A 25607-nucleotide genomic window follows, 5' to 3' on the forward strand; every position below is an offset into this window, starting at 1 on the left:
TCCATTATGCATAATTCCGTCAACCATACCCGTTCGCTGAGGGTGCCTGCCCTGAGTGCGGTGCTGCTCCTGCTGCTGATGAGCTGGACCAGCCGCCAGCCAACCGCCGTGCTCATTTTCGCCAAAAACGTCGATAATCAACCGGCAGCAGCGGCGGCAGCGGGCACGTTGCTGAGCCTTGTCAAGCAAGCCGGTATCGACGCCGACACCACCACGAACGCCGCTTTTCTGACCGACGATTCGCTGAAAAATTACCGGTCGGTTGTTCTGCTCAACACCTCAGAAGATGTGCTATTCACCAATCAACAGACTGACCTTGAGCGCTTTGTACAGGCAGGCGGGGGTATGGCTTTCATCAACACGGCTGGGTTTACCAGATACCAATGGGCCTGGTATCAGGACATGCTGACGGCTACGCAGGTCCAGCCTGCCCAAACACCCGCTTCCATCGGCAAGCCGTTCGACGGGGGCCGGGTCTTTTACATGACAACCGGCGCTAACGGCCTGACCGACGAGAAGCTGTCGACGTCGCTGCTGGCAGGGGTCAGGTATACGCTGGAAGGCGGTGCGCTGAACTACCGCGAAGCCCACAGCCTGCGCGTGCCGGAAGAAAACCGGTTTACAACCACCGTGCTGGAGTCGTATATGGACGAACCCATTGAGATGGAAGTGCTGTCTGACGGGCGGGTGCTGTTTGTGGAGCGCAAAGGCGTGATCAAACTCTATGACCCCGCCGCCAAAGCCACGAAGGCCATCAACAAACTGCCGGTGCACATTACGGGCAACTACGAAGACGGCCTGCTGGGTATGGAACTCGACCCCAAATTCGACCAGAATCACTACGTCTACCTGTACTACTCGCCCGTGGGGAGCAAGTCGGTGCAGAACCTGTCGCGGTTTTTATTTACCGGCGACAGCCTGCAACTGAGTTCTGAAAAAGTGGTGATGCAAGTGCCCGTACAACGCGAAACTTGCTGTCATTCAGCGGGTAACGTGTATTTTGGCCCCGACGGCAACCTCTACCTCTCTACCGGTGACAATACCAGCTCGAAAGAATCGGACGGCTTTTCGCCCCTCGACGAGCGCCCCGGCCGTGCCCCCTTCGACTCGCAAAAATCGTCGGGCAACGCTAGCGACCTGCGGGGTAAAATTTTGCGTATCCACGTCGAACCCGATGGCAGCTACACCATTCCTGACGGCAACCTGTTTGCCAAAGACAGCTCGCAGGGGAAGCCCGAAATTTATGTGATGGGTGCCCGCAACCCCTACCGCATCACGGTCGACAAGCGCGGCTTTTTGTACTGGGGCGACGTTGGGCCTGACGGGGGCGTGGCGAGTGAGCGCGGCCCCAAAAGCCAGGACGAGTGGAATCAGGCCCGCAAGCCGGGTAACTTCGGCTGGCCCTACTTTGTGGGCGACAATAAATCGTACGCCGATTTCGACTTTGCCACCAACAAGAGTGGCCCGCACTATGACCCGGAGCGGCCCGTAAACGAGTCGCCGAACAACACGGGCGCGAAGGTGCTGCCCCCCGCCCAGAAAGCCATGATCTGGTACCCGTATGACAAATCGACCGAGTTTCCGATGCTAGGTACGGGATCGCGCTCCGCTATGGCCGGGCCGTTCTATTACGCCAACGAGTACAAATCGGGCGTGAAGCTGCCTGCCTACTACCAAAACAAACAGTTTATTTATGAGTGGGCGCGCAACTGGATCAAGGTATTGACCTATTCGGATTCAGGCGATTTACGGCAGATCGAATCATTTCTACCCACCACGTTTGTGTCGAAACCCATCGACATGAAGTTTGGTAAGGACGGAGCCATGTACGTACTCGCCTACGGCATGAACTACTTTGCCCGCAACCCCGATTCGCAGCTGATCCGCATCGATTTCACAGAGGGTAACCGCCGCCCAGTAGCCAGAGTGAACGCCTCTAAAACCATTGGCGCGGCACCGCTGGTAGCCACGCTGTCGGCAAAGGAATCATTTGACTACGACCGGGGCGACAAGCTGACGTACCGCTGGGAGTCGGGCACGGGGCTGACATCGACGGCAGTAGCCACCACCTTCACCTATGCCAAACCCGGCGTGTACCACCCCAAACTGACCGTTACAGACGCGGCCGGGCAGAAAGCCACTACTGAACTGACCGTGAAAGTAGGCAACGATGCGCCACTGGTCGACGTGGCCATCCGGGGTAACCGCAGCTTTTATTTCGACAAAACACCCCTGGTCTATAGTGTGTCGGTGAAAGACAAAGAAGACGGCGCACTGAACAAAGGCATCCAGCCCAGGCAGGTGAAATTTGCCGTGGATTACCTGGCCGAAGGCAAAGACCTGGCCCTACTGACATCCAACCAAAACGGCGACGGGTTCAGTAAACACCTGCAAGGCAAGGAGTTGCTTACCAACAGCGACTGTAAAGCCTGCCACTCAATGAACGCCAAATCGATTGGACCCACGCTGCTGGAGGTCTCGAAACGGTACCACCCGGCGGGCGAGTCGGCGGTGGATATGCTGGCGAAGAAAGTCATCACGGGCGGCAACGGCAACTGGGGCAAAAACGTGATGTCGGCGCACCCGCAGCATACCGAAAAAGAAACCGCCGAGATGGTCCGCTACATCCTGTCATTGACCGATGAGGCCCCCAAGAGCTTACCCTTGCGGGGCACCTACCCCCTCGCGCAGCATACGGGTGACAACGAGACGGGCAGCTACGTGATTTCGGCCAGTTATACCGACAGGGGCAACCCCATTACCGGGCCACTCACGGGCCGCAAGCTGCTCATTTTGCACAACCCCCGCCTCCAGGCCGAGACCTACGAACAGGGCATGGGCGTGGACCGCAAACACCAGGACGGCAGCAACCAAAGCTGGGTGGGCGACATCAAAGACGGGTCGTTCATTGGCTTCCACGGCATTGACCTCACGGGCATCGGCGAACTCACGTTCAACGCAGCAGCAGCAGCCGGGCGGGGCGGGCGCATCGAAGTGCATACGCAGTCGCCTACAGGTCCATTGCTGGGCACGGCTACGGTCAACCCCATCGCGGCCCCGGCGGGTAGCCCGCGCGGGCCAATCTGGCAACCAGTATCGGCCCCCATTACCCCCACCAGCGCAGTAGTTGATCTTTATTTTGTGTTCCGCAACGAGGCCATCAATGACAAAACCCTGCTCCTTGTCGACTGGATTTTGTTTAAACAGCAGCCTAAGGCGGGCGTATCGGGGCGGTGAGTATGCAGTAGCTTTCAGCAGCCCCAATCCAACTGCGCAAAAACATCAACCTATTCGCAATCAGTGGTTTATGTTAAACAAAAAGCACCTAGCAGGCATTCTATTAGGCAACCTGCTGACGATTACGGTTAGCTACTCAACCCCGAAACTTAACCTGATCGACCCCAACGCCACGGCCGAAACGCGGGCGCTTTATCATAACCTGAGCAAGCTCTCGAAGAAGCATATTCTCTTCGGCCATCAGCACGCCACCGAATATGGCCACGGCTGGACGGGCGAGGCCAACCGGTCGGATGTAAAATCGGTGAGCGGGTCGCACCCGGCCGTGATCGGCGTAGATTTCAGCGGGCTGACGGGTCGGCCCGCAACGGCGGTGGAACGCACCAAAGCCAACCTCCGCCAGCAGATTGCCGACACGTATAACCGGGGTGGCGTGACCACCGTAGCCTGGCATTTCTCGAACCCCGTAACACCCCAAACGGGCTTCTACTGGAACGATTCGGTATCGGCCCCGGCAGTAGCCAACCTCATTCCGGGTGGGTCGCACCACGCCCAGTATAAGGTCATACTGAAAACCGTGGGTGACCTGGCCAACTCAATCAGGGGGCGGGACGGTAAGCTCGTACCCATGCTATTTCGGCCCTACCACGAGTTCGACGGGGGGTGGTTCTGGTGGGGCAGGCCACACTGCTCACGCGAGGAGTTTACGTCGCTCTGGCGGTTTACGGTCTCCTACCTGCGCGACAGCCTACAGGTGCATAACTTCATCTACACCTTTTCGCCCGACTGCCTGTTCAAGACCGAAGCGCAGTACCTGGACCGCTACCCCGGCAACGAGTGGGTAGACATGGTGGGCGTAGACAACTACGCAGATTTTGGCCGAAACGGCAACTACAACGTGCAGGCGGGCATTACCAAGCTCAAAATCGTGTCGGACTATGCCCGGAAGGCCCATAAGCTGGCGGCTTTCACCGAAACCGGCCTGGAATCGATTCCCGACACGACCTGGTGGACCAACACTTTGCTGCGGTCGCTCAAGGCCGAAAAGATGAAGCTAGCCTATGTGCTGGTGTGGCGCAATGATGCCCGCAGCCCCACCCACTTCTACGCCCCCTACCCCGGTCAGGCCAGCGTAGCCGACTTCCTGCACTTTTACCAGGACCCCTACACGCTGTTTGAAAACGACCTGGGTAAAATGTATCGCCGGAAAAAACTGCTCTTTTTCTACTACTAACATCGAGCAAGAAGCGTGCTCCTGTCGAGGTAACAGCCTCGACAGGAGCACGCTTCTTGCTGGAGGCTATCGTGTTTCACCCAGTTACTTGACCAGCATAATGTTGTCGAAGTAAAACGCCTCGTCCTGCTTGTCGGGGCCTTTGATACGGAAACCAAGCTGCTTCATAGTACTACCCGGCGTCCAGAAATCCATGTCGGCCAGCTTGATCTTGACGTAATTCCAGACGCCCGCCTTTACGTTGACCTGGTTGGCATCGACGAAGTTGCCAAAACCGGCTTTGCTGGCATCGGTAGTAACGAAAAGCGCATAATCGGCCGAGCCGCCTTTGATCCAGCCCGTCAGGTACGTGTAAGTCGGGTCATAAGCAACCCCCGTCCAGTTGGCAAACGCCATCAGGTGCCAGTTGCCCTTCTGGTAGGTCTTAGTAGCCGACGATACCCCAAACGCAGCTTCTTTGGTCGACACGGCCCCGGCATCGCCCCAGGAATTATCCTGGAAGCCCTTAGCATAGCCGTCGGTGAAAACGGGGAAGGCTTTGTCGATATTGACAAATTCCTGCTTGGTCCGAATCCGGCCCGTACCGTTGGTGATGGCCAGCGTAGCGCGGTTGAGCGACGAAGCGGGCATGGTAATCACCAGTTCCTTCTTCGACTTTGACACAATTGTGGCCGCGTCGGAAATGCCTTTCACCGAATCGGCCACGGCTACCGAAGTAACGTCATCGAAGTTGTTGCCGGTGATGGTCACTTTTGTTCCCTTCGTGAAATCATACATCGAAATGTTCGTGATCGTGGGGTAGGCCAGCACTTTGAAGGGTACTGACACGGTTTGGCCGGCGCTGTTGGTAAACGTTACGTTCTGCTTTCCGCCTGCGGCATCAGTTGGCACCCGGAAAATAAGGGCACCGTCGGTATTGAGCGTAGGCTGAAACCCGGCCGGAACACTTAGTTTCTCGAACATGATCGAGCGCATGTCGCCCAGGCCGCTGCCCGTAATGGTCACGGTGGCACCACCCGCTGCCGAGTCGGGCATGATCTTGGTTACCAGTGGGTTACCTGGTCCGATCTGCGGGCTACCGTCGGTATCTTTCTGGCAGGAGAGCGTCACCAGCCCCGCCATAACGGTCAGGACCGAGAGGCCCGCAAGCCTATTGATTCGTCTAAAGTTCATGTGATTGCTTTGTTTGAAGGGTCAACAACTTACTTGTAGTAGGGAACCGGGTCTTTGCCCAACTCAGGGTCCTGCACGATTTCACCCGCCGGAATAGGCAGGAACAGCTTGTCTTCGCTGAAGTTGGTGAGGTAGGTGCTGTAGGTAGCCGTGCCCCGGTTTTGCTTCTCAATGATGGCCTTTGCTTTGGCATAGCCCTGCCGCTGAATATCGTACCAGTAGTCGCCTTCAAAGGCAAACTCAACCCGGCGCTCGTGCAGGATGTCGGCGTTGGTAATGGCGGCCTTGGCTGGCAACCCCGCCCGTTTCCGCACCTGGTTGAGGGCATCGAGCGCTTTGGCATCGGTGGTCGAGGCGTTACCAGCCAGCACCGCCTCGGCATAGATCAGCAGGATGTCGGCATAGCGCAGCAGCACTACGTTGTTGCCTGAGTTCTGGCCCAGCACCGGTTCGCCACCAAAGCCCTTGCCCGGACCGGCAAAATACTTCACAATGTTGGCGCGGGTGGGGCTTAGGCTGCCGCCGTCGTTGGTGGGCTGAAGGGTATCATACTTGAAGCCATTGGCCATAAACGCGTTGTAGAGCGGAGCGTTGGCGCGCTGGGGTTTCCAGCTGGGGTTGGTCCAGCCCTGTTCCATCACCGACCATTTGCGCCGCAGGTCGCCAAACTCATATTCTTTCAGCATATCCACCGAGGGCACGTACATCTCCCAGGCGTCGGCTTCCGACGTGCGGAGGGCACCAGCCCCCCGGTCGGGGTTTTTGATGTTGCCCGTACCCCAGGGGTCCTGCGAGAACTGGTGCTGAATCGAGAAAAGCGACTCGGCGTTGTTGTTCATGCTGGCTTTGGTAAACATGCCCTGGTAGTCGTTCACCAGTATGTACTTACCTGAGTTGATCACCTCTTCAGCCTTGGCTTTTGCGTTAGCGTAGTCTTTCGAGTAGAGATAGATCTTCGACATCAGGCCTTTGGCAGCGTATTTGGTCACCCGGCCCGGATCGTCTGACTCCGGCAAACCGGCTTCGGCCAGCTTCACTTCTTCCAGCGCAAACCGCAGCACGTCTTTCTGGAGGTAGCGCGGAATATTGAAATCGCCGGAGAGGGCGGTAGCACCCGGATCGGTGATGATGGGCGCGGCACCCCAGGTACGGGCAATGTAGAAATAGATCATGCCCCGGATAAAGTGGCATTCGGCAATGGCGGGGTCCAGGTAGGCAGCACCACCCCCGGCCGCTTTCTTTTCTTCAAACGTCTTGATCATCACGTTGGCGTAGCCAATGATCTTGTAAAATGCCCCCCACGACGCCCCAATGCGGTCTGACGCCGACGAGACAGAGAAGTTGAGGTACTCCACGTCGGTATAGGTGAACATATTGCCGGCCATTACATCGCCGATAGCATCCTGCGCCCGGCTTTCGTAGTTGCGCCAGGGCAGGCCGCTGTAGAGCGTACTGGTGGCCCCCCGCACTTCGGCGGCGTTGTTGTAGTAGTTGCTGGTTGTAGTACCCGACAGCGAAGGCCGATCAATGAAGTCTTCCTTACAGGCCGAAGCCGAGAGTAGTGAAGCCGACACCAGCAGGGTATAAACTGAGTTGCGTTTCATGTCTTATGTGAAAGAGTGAAAGAGCGAATGAGTGAAAGAGTGACTACGGTCATTGCCGACTCGGCAGCTTACTTAAGTCTGAGCGTTGCGTGACTGCGCTAGCAGATCACTCTTTCACTCTTTATCTCTTTCGCTCTTTAGGTTCTAGAATTGTAGATTCATGCCTACCGTAAACGTGCGGGGGTTTGGGTAGTGGCCCGTGTCGACGTTGGTGAGCTTGATGCTGTTGTTGAACGAACCAATCTCAGGGTCATAGCCCGTGTACTTGGTGAAGGTTTTCAGGTTCTGGATGGTCCCGTAGAACCGCAGGTTCTGAATTTTCACCCGGCTTAGCAGGGCCTTTGGCAGGCGGTAGCCAATGGCGATGTTCTGGATACGCACGTACGAGGCATCTTCCACGTAGCGGTCAGACATGGCCGTGTTATTTTTGTTGGTGGCCGTAAACCGGGGCAGCGCGCCGTTGGGGTTGGCATCGGAATAGCGGTCATTCACCGAGTTCATCTGGTTGGTGTAGGCATTGTTCATGCCTTCCAGCTGCCAGCGCAGGAAGTTAAACGCTTTGGCACCCTGGCTACCCTGGAGAAACACCGAGAAATCGAAATCACCGTAGTTGACCGTGTTGGTGAACCCCCAGGTAAACTTGGGTAGCGGACTGCCAATGTAGGTGTAGTCGCCCGCGTCGATCTTGCCGTCGCCGTTGATATCCTTGAAGCGGATGTCGCCCAGCCAGGTTTCGGTGGGGTTCACCTTGTAGCCAAACTGCGGCAGCGCTTTGTCCAGCTCGGCCTGGGTGCGGTAGAGGCCGTCAGTCACCAGCCCCCAGAAAGACCCTACGGGGCGGCCCGGCGTGGTGTGCGTGATGAGGTAGTTGTTGTAGTATACCTTGCCGTCCAGGGCCGAGGCCGCACTGGCGGCTTTGTCGTAGCTGTTGGTAAACTGGGTCAGCACGGCGCTGGTCTTCCAGCTGAAGTTGCCCTTCTTGATGTTGGTCGACGTGATGCTGAAATCGATACCGGTGTTGGTCATCTGACCGGCGTTGCCGATGGGGGCCTTCAGGTCGTCCCACTGGTCACCCACGCCAATCAGGTTGGGGCCTGTCAGGAAAATAATCATGTCAGACGTTACCTTCTTGTAGACGTCGATGGTGGCATCGAGCCGCCCGCCGAAGAAGCCCAGGTCAACACCCACGTTGGCCGTCTTCACCGACTCCCACTTCAGGTTCGGGTTGGGAATGCCGTTGATCATGTTTGACGAACCAAAACCCACCGGTCCTGAGAAAAACTGCACCGCCCCAACGTAGGCAGGGTTGGGTGCGCCGTTGGGGAAGTTCTGGTTACCCACCACGCCGTAGCCAGCCCGCAACTTGGTGTAGCTCAGTACGTTGGCAAGTCTTTTCATAAACGGCTCATTCGACACCGTCCAGCCCGCCGACACACCCGGGAATGACCCCCAGCGGTTGTTGGGGCCGAAATTCGACGACCCGTCGGTGCGGAAACTGGCCGACAGCGAGTACTTCTCGTTGAAGGTATAGTTGGCCCGCGCAAAGTACGATTCCATGGCCCACTGCCCTTTGCCGCCGTTCAGGCCCCAGGTGGTCTGGTCGGCGCTGCCCGTGCTGAGGTCGAAAATGTTGGCCTGCAAATCGACTTTGGTACCCGAAATAGCCTGGTAATACGAGTTCTGCGACTGGTGACCCACCGTAGCCTGGAAGCCGTGCTTGCCGATATACAGGTTGTAGTTCAGGTAGTTGGTCAATGACCAGTAGTAGCTGTCAGACCGCCCGTCGATGAGTTTGCTGCGGAACGACGTAGTACCCACGTTACCGGCTTTCTGGTAAGCAATGTTGTTGTCCTGCCCCAGCGAATATGACAGCTCGTTGCGAAGCGAGAGACCTTTGGTGAATTGCAGTTCGGCATAGAGGCTACCAAAAATGTTGTTGGTCGTCTTGGTGTTGCCCCGGAACTGGCTGTTACCCACCAGGTTAGAGCCGTAGTACTGCACACCACCCACCGTTTGGCCACCACCCCAGGTGCCGTCGAGGTTTTTCACCGGCGTGAGCGGGCTGGTCGATGCACCCCACCAGATGGTTCCTTCGGCGGCATCGGCCAGCGATACGTTCTGGATGCTGCGCGACACGTTGGCGCTGATACCCACTTTAGCCCAGCTTTTCAGTTGGGTGTCCAGGCTCAGGCGCGACGAGTACCGTTTGAAATCGGACCCCAGCAGAATGCCTTTGTTGTCGAAGTAGTTGAGCGACAGGTAGTAGGTCGTTTTTTCGCGCCCACCCGAAAAGCTCAACTGGTGGTTGTTGATGCCCCCGCGCTGGAACATGGCGTCCTGCCAGTCGGTACCGGCACCCAGCAGGTCGGGGTTCTTGAACTCGTCGGCCACGGGGTTGCCAATGATGGGCAGCACCGCGTTCTGGTATTTGGCAAACGAACGGAGGTCCATCAGGTCCAGCCGCCGCGCCACCTCCGACACGCCCGTGTAGGCATCGTAGGCAATCTTACCTTCGCCCTGCTTACCTTTTTTGGTCGTAATCATAATTACGCCGTTGGCCGCCTGCGACCCATAAATGGCCTGCGCCGAGGCATCTTTCAGCACGTCGATGCTCTCGATGTCGTTGGGGTTGAGCATGGCCATGACCGAGTTGCCCGTTTGGCCATCGCCGCCACCCAGGCCCGCGTAGCCCGTATTCGAGGAGGTGTTGCCCCCTATAAACGGCACGCCGTCGATGACAAACAGGGGGTCGTTGCTATTGATCGACGTTACGCCGCGCACCTTCACCGACACACCGCCACCAGGCTGCCCGCCGTTGCTGGTGACCGTGACCCCGGCTGCTTTACCCTGCAACAACTGGTCGATGCCCGCCGCCGGAATATCTTTCAGCTCAGCGGCCTTCACCGTAGTAATTGAGGACGTGACGTCGGCGCGTTTCTGCGTACCGTAGCCAATGACCACCACCTCGTCCAGCGACTGCCCCATGTTTTGGAGCGTAATGTTCAGTACGGTGCGCGTACCCACGTCTACTTCCTGGGTGTTCATGCCAATGAATGAAATCACCAGTAGCTTGCTGCCTTCCGGCATATTGATCGAAAACGCCCCGTTCACGTCGGTGGTGGTACCCAGTTGGGTTCCCTTCACCGATACAGTGGCCCCCGGCAACCCATTGCCTTTCTCGTCTGAGACGGTGCCCCTGATGAGGCCTTTGGCTTCGGACGGGGCGGCTGGGCTTTTTTTCGGCCGGTTTAGTGAAGCCAGCATCGGCCAATTTTTGTTGGTGACAGTGCTTGCGGTTGCCCGGTCCTGTGCGCTGACGCTAAGCCAGCCACTCAGGATGACAACCCCCGAAAGCATATGTTTGAGCATAGTTAATAGAGTTAATTTTAAAAGCAAATGAATTAAAGGTAACAGTTGAGATCACAGTTTTAGCGATTGGAAGGCGGTTTAACCTACCGGTGTCAGGCCAATGCCAGGTTTTGTTTAACTAGTTTTTGCATGGGCAGCGAAATCATCACCGACGTGCCCGTTTCGCCCGTGCTCTGCCACATCACCTGACCACCCAGGTAGGTAATTCGGGATCTGATGTTGTTGATCCCGTTACCTCTCGACGGCTCAGTGGTCGGGTCGTCGGGAAAGATTCCCCCTCGTCCATCGTCATCGACACTAACCAGCAGGGCTTCGTCATTCACCACAATTTGCACGCTGATGGTGCGAGCCTGTGCGTGTTTCAGCGCGTTGTTGAGCAACTCCTGCACCACCCGATACAGCATCACCGAAGCCTCGTCGAGCAGTTCCGGCATGTGGCCATAATGTTCCAGTACCAGGTTGGTTTCATTCACCAGGTTCAGCTTTTGAATCAGGTCTTCCAGAGCGGGCAGCAGCCCAAACGTAGTCAGCGCATAGGGACGTAAATTGTTGGATATGAGGCGTGTTTCGGTGCAGGCCTCGTCCAAAAACTGGTTTAGCGGGTCTTTCACCGACAGGGGTAGCTGCTCCTGATGCGCCTCGACAAACAGCTTGATTCGCGATAGCTGAATACCTAGGCCGTCGTGCAAATCGCGGGCAATCCGGCTGCGTTCACCCTCCTGCCCTTCAATCATGGCCTGCAATGATTTTAGCTCCAGTTGCCGTATTTGTTGCTGAGCGATCACCGCCTGCTGATGCGCAATTAATTTTTGCTGGCGACGCAGAAAAAATAACGCTAGTACACCCAGGGCGCTGATAAACAATATACCGATCAGCACCGTATTGATAATGCGCTGATGGCTGCTTTGTTCTTCGGCCAGTTGCTTTTCTACAGCCAGTGTTTTTATCTGACTATCCAGTTCCTGCAGCCGAATACTTTTGGTTTGTTGCGAGTAATAAAATTGATTCGTAAAAGCCAGAGTTTTCAGTGAAGTCCTATAAGCATTTTCATATTCATTAAGATAAGCGTAGCTATTAGCCATATGCCGCGATAATTCACGCAGGGTGGATAAATTTTTTTCTGCTTCCGCCAGCGAATAACTCTTTCTATAATTAGCAATAGCGCTCTTATGCTGATTGTTGAATTGATTGACAATGCCGGCAAAAAAGTAATTTAGCGCAATCAACCATTTCACGTTTAATTGCTTGGACAACACCAGACTATGGTCAATGAAATATTGGGCCGAGTCTGGATTTTTTGAGCGCAAATACGCGTCAGCCAGTAAATTCAGGGCATAAGCCTGAAAATTAGGTTGTTTGTACCGGATACACATGTTCTCAGTTGTCCGTAGCTCAGTTATTAGTGTTTTCGAAATTGTCTCTTTTTTTTCTTGAATACTAGCAATCCCTAGCCGGCATTCAATCACTTTTGGATAATTGCGTACACGCATAAAATAAGTTAGTGCCTGTTTCAGGTATTTTTCGGCATAAGTATGCATAAAATAATCCTGATTGTAATAATTACCGATAAGAATATGTACGTTATAATAACCCAGCGAATCGCCAGCCATACTATAGTTTTTTAGTTCATTAAAATAAGCCTCCATTGTATATTTATTATAACCATACTGTTGATGGTATAACTCACTCAATCGCTCATAAGCTTTGGCCGTTTCCACATATTTTTTATCTGTCTGCCATTGCTTTATCTCTCGCTTAACTTTTTCAATAGGTGGCACCTCAGCGGCTACCACTGCCACCAGCGGACACACCCAAAAAAGCAGCAACAGGCGTACAATCTTTGCAGTCAGTGGCATAGGTATGATGGCTAATCGATGCATTGCATGTCCATCGCCGATTTGATGAGCAGTGCCGTGTTGGAAACGCCAAACTTCATAAGCAGGCTGCTACGATGAAACTCGACCGCTTTAACGCTGACAAACAGTTGATTAGCCATCTGCTGAGTAGTTAACCCCTGCGCAATCAGCGACAACACTTCCGACTCGCGGGGTGTCAGGTGCGGTTTCAGGCCAATGCCCGGCTGCGTTCGCCTCACCTTGGGTGTATCGTTGAGCAAAATATGGGTGATTGTCTCGTTGAAATACTGCTTTTCGCCGTGTACGGTCTGAATCGCCTGTAGCAGTTCGCTCCGGGTGGTGTTCTTCAGCAGGTAGCCCTTGGCGCCTTTTTTCACCATCCGCTTAATAAGGCTGGCTTCGTCGTGCATGGTGAGCGCAATCACTTTTGTTTGCGGATACGTGCGGGCAATTTGTTCGCAAAGCCCCAGCCCATCGTCGATCTGCGGAAACGAGATATCCAGCAGCACCACATCGACGGGTGATTTCCGAAGCGAATCCACTACCGATGCAACGGTGTAACAGCGTTGCGTCACCTCAATCCCGGACGTCCCGGATATCAGCGACTCGATGCCCTCCACAAACACGTTGTGGTCATCCGCAATCAATACTCGTATCATAGGGGGGCAGCATTATAAAGGAGATAACGTTGATATATTGTTGGCAGGTAAACACCCCGACCATTGGCCAATTGTACAAAGCAGGTCGAGCAACACAACCGGCAGGCTAGTTAACCAGTGGCAACGGTGTGAATAGAATTTTGTTTAGCAAAACTAGGACTAATTGCACAACTCATAGAATAGTGAAAACCCAACACTGCTAAAAATTAGGGAATACCCTATATAAATACAAGAGAATTACCCGCCTGCTGATTATACAGGGCCATTGGTACGCTGGTAAACTCATTATAAAGCCCAGCCGTTGTCTGTTTATCCAACCAGCCCAAACGCAGGGCCTGTTGGCATAAACACCTATGTCATTTATTCTGAACATGGCCTGGCGCGACAGCAGGCGCAGTCGGCAGCGGCTATTGCTGTTTATTTCGGCCATTGTGCTGGGCATTGCGGCGCTGGTAGCCATCAACTCCTTCGGCGACAACCTGGCCCGCAGCATCGACGAGCAGGCGCAGGAACTGCTCGGTGCCGACCTCACCATTTCGGGGGCGCAACCGCCCTCGCAAAAAATCAAAAACATCCTGCAAGGTCTGGGCAATGAGCGCAGTACCGAAACGGCCTTTGCCTCGATGGTGCTCTTCCCGCGTACGGGCGGCGTACGGCTGGCGCAGGTGAAAGCCCTCGACGGCGGCTTCCCCTACTACGGCGCCTGGGACGTGCAGCCCGCCTCGGCCATTGCGCAATTCAGAAACAACGCCCCCGTAGCCCTGGTAGACGATGCCCTACTGACCCAGTTTGGCGCCAACGTGGGCGACTCGGTGCGAGTGGGCGAACTGGTGTTTCGGGTGGCTGGCCGGGTGCTGAAAACGCCCGGCGGCACTGCCGCCACCGCCGCCGTATCGCCCACTGTGTTTATCCACGGCCCCTATCTACCCCTCACGGGGCTGTTGCAAAAAGGGAGCCGGGTAAATTATAAGTACTACTACAAATTTGCCAAAACAACCAACATCGCCACTCTGGTAAAACAACTGGAACCCACTCTCGACAAAGCCAGCCTCTCTACCGACACTGTGGCCAACCGCAAGCAACAAACGGGCCGCGCCTTCGCCGACCTCACCAAGTTCCTGAACCTAGTGGCGTTTATTGCCCTGCTGTTGGGGTGCGTAGGTGTGGCCAGTGCCGTGCAACTCTATGTGCGCGAGAAAATTACGTCGGTGGCCATTCTGCGCACGCTGGGGGCTAGCGGCTGGCAGTCGTTCCAGATTTTTCTGTTGCAAACGGCACTGATGGGCTTGTTTGGGGCCATTTTGGGGGCGGTACTGGGGTCGGTGTTGCAGTGGGCCTTGCCGCTGGTGTTTGGCTCGTTTTTGCCTGTAGCTGTCAACACCGTGTTGTCGTGGACCTCTATTTTGCAAGGCGTGGTAACGGGGCTGCTTATCTCGCTGCTCTTCGCGGCCCTGCCCCTGCTGCTCATCCGGAACGTGTCGCCGCTACGAACGTTGCGCTCGTCGTATGATGCCGACATTTCAGGACGCGACCCGTTGCAAGCCGTGGTGGTGGTGTTGATTGTGCTATTTGTCACGGGCTTCGCCTACTGGCAAACCCGCGACTGGAAACTGGCGCTGGGCTTCGCGGGGGGTATTGGCGTGAGCTTCGGCGTACTGGCGGGCATGGGCAGATTGCTGATGGCGGCGGTGCGGCGGTTTTTTCCACGCAACTGGAGCTTCGTGTGGCGGCAGAGTCTGGCCAACTTGTACCGGCCACAGAACCAGACGCTTATCCTGCTGATCTCCATCGGCTTAGGGGCTTTCCTGATCACCACGCTCTATCTCACCCAGACGCTCTTGCTGGGCCGGGTGCAGTTTTCGGCCAGCGGCAAACAACCCAATATGGTCCTGTTCGACATTCAGCGGGAGCAGACGGCGGGGGTACGGGCGCTGGTGCAGCAGTCGGGTTTGCCTGTAATGATGCAGGTGCCCATTGTGACTATGAGGCTGGAGGGTATCAACGGGAGCAGCCTGGCGCAACTTCGCAAAGACACGTCGCTACACATTCCCGAATGGGCGCTCAACCGCGAATACCGCGTCACCTACCGCGATACGCTCATCAGCTCCGAGACGATAAAATCAGGCAGTGTTCAAGTCATGAATGACGGCCTGCCTGCCGTGACGTTCGAGGCCGACTTTATGAAACAGATGCACCTGAAACTTGGCGACAAAATCACCTTCAACGTGCAGGGTGCCCCCATCGAAACCACCGTGGGCGGCACCCGCACCGTAGACTGGAACCGAGTGCAGACCAACTTTCTGGTTGTGTTCCCCAACGGCGTACTGGAGCAGGCCCCGCAGTTTAGCGTACTCATGACCCGCGTACCCGACACCAAAACGTCGGCCCAGTTTCAACGGGCGCTGGTGGGTAAATTCCCCAACGTGTCGGCCATTGATCTGGGGCTGATCCTGAAAACGTTGGACGATATTTTGAGCAAAATATCGTTCGTGATTCGGTTTATGGCCCTCTTCAGCATCCTGACGGGGCTGGTGGTGTTGGGCAGTTCTGTTGTTATAAGCAAATACCAGCGGATGCAGGAAAGTGTGCTTCTGCGCACGCTGGGGGCCAATCGGCGACAGATTTTGTACATCACCCTCATCGAATACGGCTTACTGGGTTTGCTGGCATCGCTGTCGGGCATTATGTTGTCGGTGGCGGGTACGTGGGGCTTAGCGCATTACGTGTTCGAGACGCCCTACAACCCCAGCGTATGGCCGCTGCTGGCCGTGGTGGGCATCGTCACGACCCTTACTGTCCTGATTGGCCTGCTCAACAGCCGCGAGGTACTCACCCGCCCCCCACTGGAAGTGCTGCGGGCGGAGTAAGAGACGGAATACTTATTTTTGAGTAAAAAACGCCTGCCGTATGCCTGCTAAAGACAAATTTCATGACATTGTGAAGCTGGCTCTTGAACGAGAGTCCTGGATGATAACAGACGATCCGTACCGGATCATGCTGGGCAAGAAAAAAGGATTTATTGATCTGGCAGCGGAGCGATTGGTAGGCGCAGAGAAAGACGGACAGAAGATAGCTGTTGAGATCAAGAGCTTTTTACGCCCGTCGAACCTCGATGCATTTGAGGAAGCCTTGGGACAATTCCTGATTTATAAGACGGCATTGAAACGTATCGAGCCGGACAGACTGCTTTACCTGGCACTCCCAGTAGATGCTTATAAGGATTTGTTCGATGACTCGTTTTTTCAGGGTATAAGGCAACAATTCGACGTGTCACTTATCGTGTATGATGAAGACGAACAGACTATAACGCAATGGATAAGCTAACGCAACACAAAGCCATCGTTCGCCGGGTAGTGACGGAGATAGCCGAGATGACTCCATCAGATGAACGTGCTGAAACTCAGCTTATTACCGATGACGAACATGGTCACTACGTGCTTTTTTCGGTCGGTTGGTATAAGAAGTACCGCGAATATTTACCCTTTGTTCATCTCGACGTGCGGCCTGATGGAAAGGTGTATGTACAACATGATGGTACTGACCTGGTCATCGCCGAATGGCTCGTCAGAGAAGGTATCCCAAAATCGGAAATCGTGTTGGCGTTTCAAGCACCAAGCCGTCGAGCGTACATGGAAGAGTACGCGGTGGAATAAAACCGAACAAGGTCTGAACGACCTCGTCTTCATAAAGCGGGGGCGTTCAGACCTTGTTCGGTTTACATGACCATCAAAAATCGGCTACCGGCCAGCCGAAACCGGCTTTTTCTGATCCACTAATGTGGTAATGATTGCATTGACGAACGGAGCAAGGTCGATGGGACCGCGTGCCGTGATGAGGCCCCGATCTGTGACCAACGGCTCATCGACGACCGTGCCGCCCGCATTCCGCAGGTCATCGTGCATATTCCACCAGGCCGTTACGCGCCGCCCTTTCACCAGCCCGGCACTGATCAGCACCCAGGGACCATGACACAGCGAGGCCACCGGAATGTTGAGCGTATGAGCTGTCTTGATGAACGTCAGCGCGTCGGCATCGGCCCGGAGAGCATCGGGGTTCCAGGCTCCGCCGGGGATGTATACGAGGTCATAATCGGCGGGCTTTGTGTCGGGCAGGAAGCGGTCAATTTTTAGGTAGCCCGAATTCTGCATCCATTTCACCGTGCTGATATGGGTGTCGCGGTTAGCGGGTACGTGTGCCCCAAACCTGGGCGGATAGTTTGGTTTTCGGGGCGATACGACGTGTACCGTAGCCCCGCGCCGCTGTAACATGGTCCGCACGAATGTAAGCTCAATCTCTTCCACCCCGTCGGTCACGACGATAGCTACTCGTTTGCCTGCCAGTTGAGTGGGGTCGGCGGGAGCAGCCAATAGGTCACGCAGGGCTTTGTTAGGGGCGTCGGGGACGTTCAATAGCTGCTCAGTTGAAACCCCCATCACATCGGTAGCGGGGCCTTCGACGGCCAAATCCGCCATTTGCAGCACCTGGAGCAAGGCCTCGGCTACGCTGGTTGCCGAAGCGGGGTTTTGGCCCGTCACAAGCCGCCCATCAACCACGACTTTTGGTTGCCAGAGGCCCGCTTTCTCGAACTTAGCTCCCCGTTCGATGAGTTTGCTTTCGAGCAAAAACGGCACGACGGTTTCAAGCTTTACGGCGATTTCCTCCTCGTTGGTGAACGCGTTGACCCGCTTACCATCCACTAAGTACCGACCGTCGCTTAATTTAATATTGACCAGCCCAGCGGGGCCATGACAAACCGCCGCCACGGCCCCGCCATTTTCATAGATGCGGGCTGCAATCCGGGCCAGTTCGGTGTTATCAGCAAAATCCCACATGGTGCCGTGGCCACCGGCATACAATATGGCAGCATACTGGTCGAGGTTTACCTGCGCTGGGGTCAGCGACGCGTTGATGCCCGCCTGAGCAGTGGCATCGTCTACAAACGCCTTATTGATGGGGTCGTTCAGATTGTAGCCATCCACGGGGGGTGTCCCGCCTTGGGGGCTTACAAAGTGGATGGTATACCCAGCTTTGGTGAGCACCGCCCAGGGGTGGGCTACCTCGGCCAGATAATAGCCCGTCGGCTGACCGGTTGATCCTTTTTTGTCGTGGCTCGTGACCACAAACAGCACGTTCTTTTTCATGTGCGCCTGCGTGTTTTTTACTTGATTAATTGACTGTGCCTGAGTAGTTTGCGTTATAGATAACGCCATTACTACAAGGCTTACAGCCGCTTGTCTGGTTGATTGTTTCATTGCCGTTTCTGTTGTAGAATTGACAGGACAAAGGTCAGCCAGGCAAGCAGGGACACACAGGACGTAGCGCACGATTTCGGTGTGAGGTAGGTCACAGCCTACAATCTGCTCAGTGTCTCGCGGGAGACACCGAGGTAGGCAGCAATCATGGTTTTGGGAAGCCGCTGTAAGAGGTGCGGGTATTGAGCGGCAAACTGCTCGTATCGCTCCGCCGCGTTGGTTGTCAGTAGCGACAGAATACGCTGTTGCAGAGCCACGTAACCCGCATTCGACTTTTTGCGGAAAAAGTGTTCAACGCCCCGCAATTCGGCACACAGTTTTTCGCGATTCAGCAGCGAGAGGCAGAGCAGTTCGCAAGGCTCGATACAGTCGATACTGATGGTGGCAGGCCGTTCGCGGTAATAGGCATCGTAGTCTGTCACCCACCAGTTTTCGGTGGCAAACTGAAGAATAGACTCTTTTCCATCGCTGGCGGTGTGGTAGGCGCGCAGACAGCCTTTTACCACGAAAAAATCACCAGGCACGGCCATGCCTTCCTGCACCACAAACTGATGCCGACGGAAGGCTCTGGGCATAAAGTGACCGAGAATATAGTCGAACTCACCGTCGGTTAGGGGCGCAATCTGTTCAAGATGTACTCTGAGCGGGTGGGGTGTCATGGGCACAAATGTAGGGTTGTATGGCCCTGAGGCGTATATTGTTGACGCGCGTGAGACGCAAGGATGCGTCTCTACACCTCCCCCTCCTTCTGCTATGCCCTCCTACTCATTTACTAACAAACGCACCAACCTATACATTTTCTTGAGCGCGGTGTTTCTCGTCAACGCCATCATCGCCGAAATCATTGGGGTCAAAATCTTTTCGGGCGAGGCCACGCTGGGATTGAAACCAGCTCAGATTCACCTCTTTGGCGATTTTGTGTTGGACTTTAACCTGACCGCCGGGGCCGTGATCTGGCCGTTTGTGTTTATTACATCCGACATCATCAACGAGTATTTTGGCAAGGCGGGTGTGCGGCGCATCTCATTTCTGACGGCGGGGTTTGTGGCCTACAGCTTCCTCATCATCTATGCCGTGACCACCCTGCCCCCCGCCCAGTTTTGGCTCGACGTGAACGCCAAAGACGGCGCGGGCAACTCCATCAACATCAACAATGCTTTCCAGATGATTTTCCGGCAGGGGCTGGGCATCATCATCGGGTCACTGACGGCGTTTCTGATCGGGCAGATTCTCGACGCGTCGGTGTTTCAGTACCTGCGGGGCATCACGGGCAGCCAGAAAATATGGCTCCGTGCCACGGGGTCAACCCTTGTCTCGCAACTTATCGACTCGTTTGTGGTGCTGGGCATCGCGTTCTACGTCTTCGGCAACTGGTCGCTGGGGCAGGTGCTTGCGGTAGGCATCATTAATTACCTCTACAAGGCCACCACGGCCATTCTGCTCACGCCCCTGCTCTATCTGGCCCACAACATCATCGACAAATACCTGGGCAAAGAACACGCCCAGGAACTGGCCAACGAGTCGTCCATGAGTTCGTTTATGTAATCACCCCCCCCTGCCCCCTCCTTACCAAGGAGGGGGCAGGGGGGGGGGGTGTACGGCGCACATTATCCAGGATCACTGCCGTGGCAATACCTACGTTGAGCGATTCGGCTTGTCCGTAGCGCGGAATGGTGATGCGGCGGGTGACCAGCGCCTCGATGGCCGGGCTGATACCGTTGGCTTCGTTGCCCATCACGAGCAGCCCGCCCGACGTACCGAAACCGGCCTGATGCACGTCGTCGCCTTCCAGAAAAGTCCCAAAAACGGGCTGGGTGGCCGTTTTTAGTACTGGCTCCAGGTCGCCGTACCACCAGTGTACGCGCGTGAACGACCCTTTGCTGGCCGAAATCACTTTGGGATTGTATACCTCGGCAGTAGTGGCTGAGCACAAAATGGTGTCGATACCGTACCAGTCGGCAATGCGCAGGATCGTACCCAGGTTGCCGGGGTCGCGGATATCGTCGAGCACCAGGGTCCAGGCGTTGGGGGGCAGGGCAGGGAGCGTGTTGGGGCGCATGTGCACTACGGCGATGGCGGCGTTATTGCTCTCCAGCGTACCCATGCGCGTGAGTTCATCGGGGGTGGCGGGGTCAAGGCGGCAACGTTGCTGCTGAATCAACCCCGCATGGTCGGCCAGAAATTGCGACGTGCCCAACAGCATCTCGACCCGGAATGACGAGGCCAGCACCTCCTGTACGCTTTTGGCCCCTTCTACCAGAAACAGGTTTTCCTGCTGACGGTTTTTTTTCTGGTGCAGCGACCGTACAAACTGGAGCGTGGCTTTAGAGGGCATCGAACTGGCGATAAGGCTAGGTAAGGCCGCAAGTTCCCCATTTTCGCCCGCACAACCAATGACGGCCCGGACTGACGTTGTAGCCAGGAAAACAAAGAAACAATAGTTATTTACTGAACAATAGCAATCTCCTACTGTTGCAGTAGAGTAATTCAGCCGCACCGGGTTATCTCGCCCCCTGGTTTAGTCATCAACACCGATGCACAATGCCTATACGCTGCGCAACCCATGCTCTATTTTCTTCCCTTTGCCAGCAGCAGCCTACAGGCCGAACGGATCTACCGTCGAATTACCGACCGGGTTACCAGTCTGGGCTATACCCTCAGCCGCCGCCGCATCCACGACATCCACTACTGGCATGAAGGTGTTGCCATTCACGAGACCGTGGGCGTCTCGTCGGCCAACGGCGAAACGGTGCTGGCTATTTTCAAAGCCGGGGCCTGCTTCTTTATTTGCACCTACAGCCGGGGCGTTGTCTGGGGCGACCCCATGATGGCCTGTCCATCGTCGACCGATTCGGTCGACTATTTCGACGACGATGTAAGTGTGGCTACCGTTTAAGCCAGCAGCATACACAAGCGGGGGCAAAGCGCGTTGTTAACGGCAGGAAACTGCGCGTACTGGAATAACTTTACGCCTTCAGGAACCGATTTTCAGGCAGCAGTTCAGGCCAACGCTCATTGTCGCGTCACGTATGCAGGGTAAACAGCAGGGAGTTCAGGGTAGCAGGCATTGTTCAACAGGGCACCACAGTCAAGGTAACCCCATTCGTTATTGGCTCCGGTTACTGGTGCTGGCGGGAGTGGCTGGCTGGCTGTCGGGCTGTTTGTCGGCGCGGCGAATTCCTGACAATAAGTACCTGCTCTACTCGCAGACCGTGAAAGGCAACAAGGCTATTTCTACGGAAGACCTCACCGCCCTGATTCCCCAACGGCCCAACAAGCGGGTGCTGCAAACGCCCCTTACGGTGGGCTTATGGCTGTATCAGGCCTTTTCGGGCAACTACCGCCCCGACTCGGCCCGGCGTGAACTGGAAGCCCTGACGGCCAAATTCGAGCAGGAAAGTCAGGCCCAGGCCAATGACCCCAAGGCGCTGAAAGTGCTTAACCGGCGATTTACCCGTCAGGCCCGACGCAGGCAGCGATACATCGAAAAGGGTAACTGGGGCATGCGCAACCTGGGCGAACCGCCCGTCTATTTCGACCAGCAGAACGCCGTGGCCAATGCCGCCAAGATGAAGCTGTACCTGAAAAATAAGGGCTTTTTCCTGGCCAAAGCGTCCTTTCGGGTCGATACCCTGGTCGACCGACGGGTGCGGGTCACGTACTTCGTTCAGGAAAAAACGCCCTACATCGTCTCGTCGGTGGCCTACGCCATTTCTGACAAACGCATCGACTCGCTGGTGGGCACATCGCTGGCCAACTCGCCCCTGAAAGTGGGGAAGCGATACGACGAAGCCAATATCAACGCCGAGAAAATACGCATCGAAGAACTGCTGCGGAACCAGGGCTACTACGGCTTTTCGCGGCAGTACGTGAAGCCCCGCGTGGCCCGCGACACCACCTTCGACCAGCCCGCCGATACCCTCTCACAACCCGTCGACCTGCTGATTCGGGTGCTCAACCCCGACAACGGCCAACACAAGGTCTACACCATTGGCGACGTCGACGTGCGCATCTTCCGCGACCCGGCCATTCCGCTCGACACCGTGGTGGCCAACGGGGTTCGGTATTTTATGGAACCGGGTATGTATTCCACGCGGCTGTTGAACACGAAAATATCGCTGCGCCCCGGTACCCTCTACCGCCAAACCGATTACGCCACCACTCAGCGGCAACTTTTTCTGCTCAACCAGTTCAAATTTGCCTCTGTCAACTTCACCGACACCACCCAGCAACGGCTGCGAACGCTCATTGCCGCCACGCCCCTCGACAAGTACGACTACAGCCTGGAAGGTGGTTTTACCTTGCTCTACCAGGCGCAGGGCAATTTGCCGGGTCCGTTTGGCAACCTGTCGTTCCGCGCCCGCAACCTGTTTGGCGGCCTGGAAACCTTCGAGGTGGCCCTGCGCCTGGGCATCGAAGCCCAGACCGGCTACTCGACGCAGCAGACATCGCCCGTTTTCTATTCGGCCCAGGAGTTTGGCGTGACCACGTCGCTGCTGTTTCCGCAGATTCTGTTTCCCACGCCAATACGGTTTCGGTTCAACAGCCTCAACCCGCGCACCCAGTTTTCGGTGGGCTACAACGCCAGCGTCCGGCCCGACTATTCGCGGCGGAATCTGCGCGGCACCATGACCTACCTCTGGCAGCAATCGCAGGCTAAACAATTCACAGCCAGCATCTTCGACATCAACTACCTGCAATCGAACGTTATTTCCGACGATTTTCGGCAGTTTATCAAAACCGCGGTTGAGCAGGGCAGCACGATTGACAAAAGCTTTCGGAATGCGTTTTTCTCCAGCATCAGCTTTGGCTACACCTACAACACCAACGTGGTTGGGCAAAACAAGCGGGCCAACTTTTTCCGGGTCACGACCGAGTCGGGCGGGACCACGCTTAACCTGCTGAAGACCACGGGTATTTTGTCGCTGACAGAAGCCACCGGGCTTGAGTTTTACAAGTACCTGCGGGCCAACGTCGACTACCGACACTACCTGCCCCTGGCTCCCCGCACCACGCTGGCGTTTCGGGCCAACGCCGGGCTGCTGTTTGGCTACGGCCCCAACGAAACGGCTCCTTACGAAAAGCGCTTCTTTGGCGGTGGTCCCAATAGCGTGCGGGCCTGGCTGCCGCGCCGCCTGGGCCTGGGTGCCTCCTACCCCCGGTCTACCACCACTCCTGCCGACTATTTGCCCGTATTCAGGGGTTCCGAAGGCGAACGGTTCGATTATAGTTTCGAACAACCCGGCGATGTGCTGCTCGAGGGGTCGGCGGAATTGCGCGGGCGGTTGTTCAAACTCTTTGCCGACATTAACGGCGCAGCCTTCGTAGACGTGGGCAACGTCTGGACCCTGCGCAACCTGGTTAACGCCCCCAATACCGTCATTCCGGCCAACCCGCTGGGGGGGCCAACCAGTGCCGTTTTTCGTACGGGCAGTTTTCTGGAGCAGTTTGCCGTGGGTACCGGCGTGGGCCTGCGCATCGACTTCTCTATTGTGGTGCTCCGCCTCGACGCGGCCATTAAAGTCTACGACCCCGCCCGGCGGTACATCAACGCCGAAGGACAAACCGTAGACGAGCGCTTTTTATTGAAACAGTTTTCATTTAACCGCCTCACCACCGGCCCCAACCCCGTAGTGCTCAACATCGGCATTGGCTATCCTTTTTAGAGCTAAGAGGTGAGAGCCAAGAGGTGAGAGTTGCTGACGCATGCGTACTTCTGCAGCATCGGTGGGCCGGTCAGCCACTCTTTCGCCATTCACTCTTTCGCTCTTTCACCACTCACTCTTTCGCCCCTAGCGGAATAATGAGCTTTTCGCCGCGCACGGCCAGATCTTTGGTTTTGTGATTGGCTTTCATAAGTGCCTCTTTCGAGACGCCGTATTTCTCAGCCACTACGCGCAGCACGTCGCCCGCACCCACGGTGTGGATGGCTTTCACCTTCACCCGTAGCTTGGTCACCCCCGATTTCACGTCGTTTTCCGACACGTCAGGATTCATGGCTTTCAGGGTGCTCACCTTCATGTTCATCCGGCTGGCAATGCCGTAGAACGTTTCGCCGTCGCCCACGGTATAGGTCGATGTGGGGCCACTAACCTTCAGTGGATCAGGCTTTTTGTCCGGCCTGGCAGCTTCCTCGACGGGTTTGGCAGCTTCGGTTTTTTTGTCGGACTTATCGCCGTTGTCGGTCGCTTCATCGTCAGTAGTGGCGTTATCGGCGGGCTTGTCGGCCACGTCGTTGTCTTCCGGGGCGGGGGCCTGCGAGAGGTCTACCGGCACGGGCAGCGACGAGGTGTCGGGCATGACGTTTTCGGGGTTATCTACCTGCCCCATCGTTGCCTGATCGGTGGTGTCGAGCGGCACATTGGTCAGCTCTCTGGCATTGCCCGTATCGTCCGACAGGCTATCGTAGCCAATATAGAGCAGGGCCGCAATCAGCCCAATCAGCACCAGCAGGGTCAGCACCGGCAGCGACGTATTGCCCGCAGGCGGCGTATTTTTCGTAGAATCAGACATGAGGAAAGGGAAGAGATTTACGACTTACGATGTACGAATTACGATTTGTTGCTGACGCAGGAGTACGCTTGTTCTAGCCTACTCCTGCGTCAGCAACAAATCGTAATTCGTACATCGTAAGTCGTAAATCAGTTTACAGTTGTTCATTCATTGCCGCTACTTTGGCTTTAAGGTCTTCTTTATAAGTGGCCAGCCGGTTGGCCAGGGTGTCGTCGGCCGTAGCCAGGATTTGGGCGGCCAGGATACCGGCGTTCAGGGCACCGTCGAGGGCCACCGTCGCCACGGGTACGCCACCCGGCATTTGCAGGATTGACAGCACCGAGTCCCAGCCGTCGATGGAGTTGCTCGAATGGATGGGCACCCCGATCACAGGCAGGGTGGTAAGCGAGGCCACCATGCCGGGCAGGTGCGCCGCACCGCCCGCCCCTGCCACAATCACGCGCAGGCCACGCTCACGGGCCGTTTTACCATACTCGACCATTTTTTCGGGCGTGCGGTGGGCCGACACAATGGTCATCTCCCAGGCTACGCCAAATTCCGTCAATATATCGGCCGCTTTTTGCATCACCGGCCGGTCGGAGATGCTGCCCATTATGATTCCTACTTTCATTACCTGCGAAATAACGGGTTTAGGCCCACTTTAGCCGGACCAGCGCCTACTTTTTATCCAAATAACCTGATCCGCAGCCGTTTGCCGTACAGGTAGGCAT

General features: G+C 55.9%; 18 protein-coding genes. 8 read left to right on the forward strand and 10 right to left on the reverse strand.

Annotation, left to right across the window (positions count from 1 at the left end; genetic code table 11):
• Nucleotides 1-6 precede the first annotated feature (6 nt).
• Together J2I48_RS10485 and J2I48_RS10490 are read left to right on the forward strand one after the other, a co-directional pair.
• Complete coding sequence (locus tag J2I48_RS10485) at nucleotides 7-3237, forward strand: PQQ-dependent sugar dehydrogenase (protein WP_207335380.1); 3231 nt, start codon at nucleotides 7-9, stop codon at nucleotides 3235-3237.
• A 70-nt stretch (nucleotides 3238-3307) separates the two neighbouring features.
• A complete protein-coding gene (locus J2I48_RS10490) occupies nucleotides 3308-4471 on the forward strand; it encodes a glycoside hydrolase family 26 protein (RefSeq protein ID WP_207335381.1) in 1164 nt (387 codons plus the stop codon).
• A gap of 84 nt (nucleotides 4472-4555) precedes the next feature.
• Here the strand turns inward: J2I48_RS10490 and J2I48_RS10495 are convergent, their stop codons facing one another.
• The 5 genes from J2I48_RS10495 to J2I48_RS10515 all read right to left on the reverse strand — a co-directional run bounded on the left by J2I48_RS10495 (nucleotide 4556) and on the right by J2I48_RS10515 (nucleotide 13132).
• Nucleotides 4556-5644 (reverse strand): IPT/TIG domain-containing protein, encoded by a 1089-nt coding sequence (locus J2I48_RS10495; RefSeq protein ID WP_207335382.1) that lies wholly within the window; start codon nucleotides 5642-5644, stop codon nucleotides 4556-4558.
• Nucleotides 5645-5673: 29 nt separating this feature from the next.
• On the reverse strand, nucleotides 5674-7248 hold the full coding sequence (locus tag J2I48_RS10500) for a RagB/SusD family nutrient uptake outer membrane protein (RefSeq protein WP_207335383.1): 1575 nt from the start codon (nucleotides 7246-7248) through the stop codon (nucleotides 5674-5676).
• Between the two features lie 144 nt (nucleotides 7249-7392).
• Complete coding sequence (locus J2I48_RS10505; RefSeq protein WP_207335384.1) at nucleotides 7393-10617, reverse strand: SusC/RagA family TonB-linked outer membrane protein; 3225 nt, start codon at nucleotides 10615-10617, stop codon at nucleotides 7393-7395.
• Nucleotides 10618-10709: 92 nt separating this feature from the next.
• A complete protein-coding gene (locus J2I48_RS10510; RefSeq protein WP_229376083.1) occupies nucleotides 10710-12473 on the reverse strand; it encodes a sensor histidine kinase in 1764 nt (587 codons plus the stop codon).
• A gap of 11 nt (nucleotides 12474-12484) precedes the next feature.
• On the reverse strand, nucleotides 12485-13132 hold the full coding sequence (locus tag J2I48_RS10515; protein WP_207335386.1) for a response regulator transcription factor: 648 nt from the start codon (nucleotides 13130-13132) through the stop codon (nucleotides 12485-12487).
• Nucleotides 13133-13485: 353 nt separating this feature from the next.
• Here J2I48_RS10515 and J2I48_RS10520 point away from each other — a divergent pair, with 353 nt between their 5' ends.
• From J2I48_RS10520 to J2I48_RS10530, 3 genes are read left to right on the forward strand one after another with little or no spacing between them, the layout of a single operon-like run.
• Nucleotides 13486-15999, forward strand: coding sequence for an ABC transporter permease (locus tag J2I48_RS10520; RefSeq protein ID WP_229376085.1), 2514 nt, complete (start codon nucleotides 13486-13488; stop codon nucleotides 15997-15999).
• Between the two features lie 40 nt (nucleotides 16000-16039).
• Nucleotides 16040-16456 carry an element excision factor XisH family protein gene (locus J2I48_RS10525; protein ID WP_207335387.1) on the forward strand — a complete coding sequence of 139 codons (417 nt, stop codon included), beginning with the start codon at nucleotides 16040-16042 and terminating at the stop codon, nucleotides 16454-16456.
• Complete coding sequence (locus J2I48_RS10530; protein ID WP_207335388.1) at nucleotides 16444-16785, forward strand: XisI protein; 342 nt, start codon at nucleotides 16444-16446, stop codon at nucleotides 16783-16785. Before J2I48_RS10525 ends, J2I48_RS10530 begins: the two co-directional genes overlap by 13 nt.
• 84 nt (nucleotides 16786-16869) lie before the next feature.
• Here the strand turns inward: J2I48_RS10530 and J2I48_RS10535 are convergent, their stop codons facing one another.
• Both J2I48_RS10535 and J2I48_RS10540 read right to left on the reverse strand, forming a co-directional pair.
• A complete protein-coding gene (locus J2I48_RS10535; RefSeq protein WP_207335389.1) occupies nucleotides 16870-18273 on the reverse strand; it encodes a DJ-1/PfpI family protein in 1404 nt (467 codons plus the stop codon).
• A gap of 209 nt (nucleotides 18274-18482) precedes the next feature.
• Nucleotides 18483-19043, reverse strand: a complete 561-nt coding sequence (locus J2I48_RS10540) for a Crp/Fnr family transcriptional regulator (RefSeq protein WP_207335390.1) — start codon at nucleotides 19041-19043, stop codon at nucleotides 18483-18485.
• 94 nt (nucleotides 19044-19137) lie between these two features.
• Between J2I48_RS10540 and J2I48_RS10545 the strand changes: the two genes are divergently transcribed.
• Nucleotides 19138-19929, forward strand: coding sequence for a queuosine precursor transporter (locus tag J2I48_RS10545; RefSeq protein ID WP_207335391.1), 792 nt, complete (start codon nucleotides 19138-19140; stop codon nucleotides 19927-19929).
• Here the strand turns inward: J2I48_RS10545 and J2I48_RS10550 are convergent.
• The gene (locus tag J2I48_RS10550) at nucleotides 19922-20719 is read right to left on the reverse strand and encodes a TrmH family RNA methyltransferase (protein ID WP_207335392.1); all 798 of its coding nucleotides are present in this window, start codon (nucleotides 20717-20719) and stop codon (nucleotides 19922-19924) included. The genes J2I48_RS10545 and J2I48_RS10550 overlap by 8 nt on opposite strands.
• Nucleotides 20720-20947: 228 nt before the next feature.
• On the opposite strand from J2I48_RS10550, the gene J2I48_RS10555 reads away from it, so the two are divergent.
• A complete protein-coding gene (locus tag J2I48_RS10555; RefSeq protein ID WP_207335393.1) occupies nucleotides 20948-21280 on the forward strand; it encodes a hypothetical protein in 333 nt (110 codons plus the stop codon).
• Nucleotides 21281-21413: 133 nt separating this feature from the next.
• On the forward strand, nucleotides 21414-24050 hold the full coding sequence (gene tamL, locus J2I48_RS10560; RefSeq protein WP_207335394.1) for a translocation and assembly module lipoprotein TamL: 2637 nt from the start codon (nucleotides 21414-21416) through the stop codon (nucleotides 24048-24050).
• 112 nt (nucleotides 24051-24162) lie between these two features.
• Here the strand turns inward: tamL and J2I48_RS10565 are convergent, their stop codons facing one another.
• Both J2I48_RS10565 and purE read right to left on the reverse strand, forming a co-directional pair.
• Nucleotides 24163-24897 (reverse strand): LysM peptidoglycan-binding domain-containing protein, encoded by a 735-nt coding sequence (locus J2I48_RS10565; RefSeq protein ID WP_207335395.1) that lies wholly within the window; start codon nucleotides 24895-24897, stop codon nucleotides 24163-24165.
• A gap of 133 nt (nucleotides 24898-25030) precedes the next feature.
• The gene (gene purE / locus J2I48_RS10570) at nucleotides 25031-25507 is read right to left on the reverse strand and encodes a 5-(carboxyamino)imidazole ribonucleotide mutase (protein ID WP_229376087.1); all 477 of its coding nucleotides are present in this window, start codon (nucleotides 25505-25507) and stop codon (nucleotides 25031-25033) included.
• Between the last annotated feature and the right edge of the window lie 100 nt (nucleotides 25508-25607).

Source organism: Fibrella aquatilis, assembly GCF_017353255.1.
In the GTDB taxonomy this organism is placed as follows: Bacteria; Bacteroidota; Bacteroidia; order Cytophagales; family Spirosomataceae; genus Fibrella; species Fibrella aquatilis.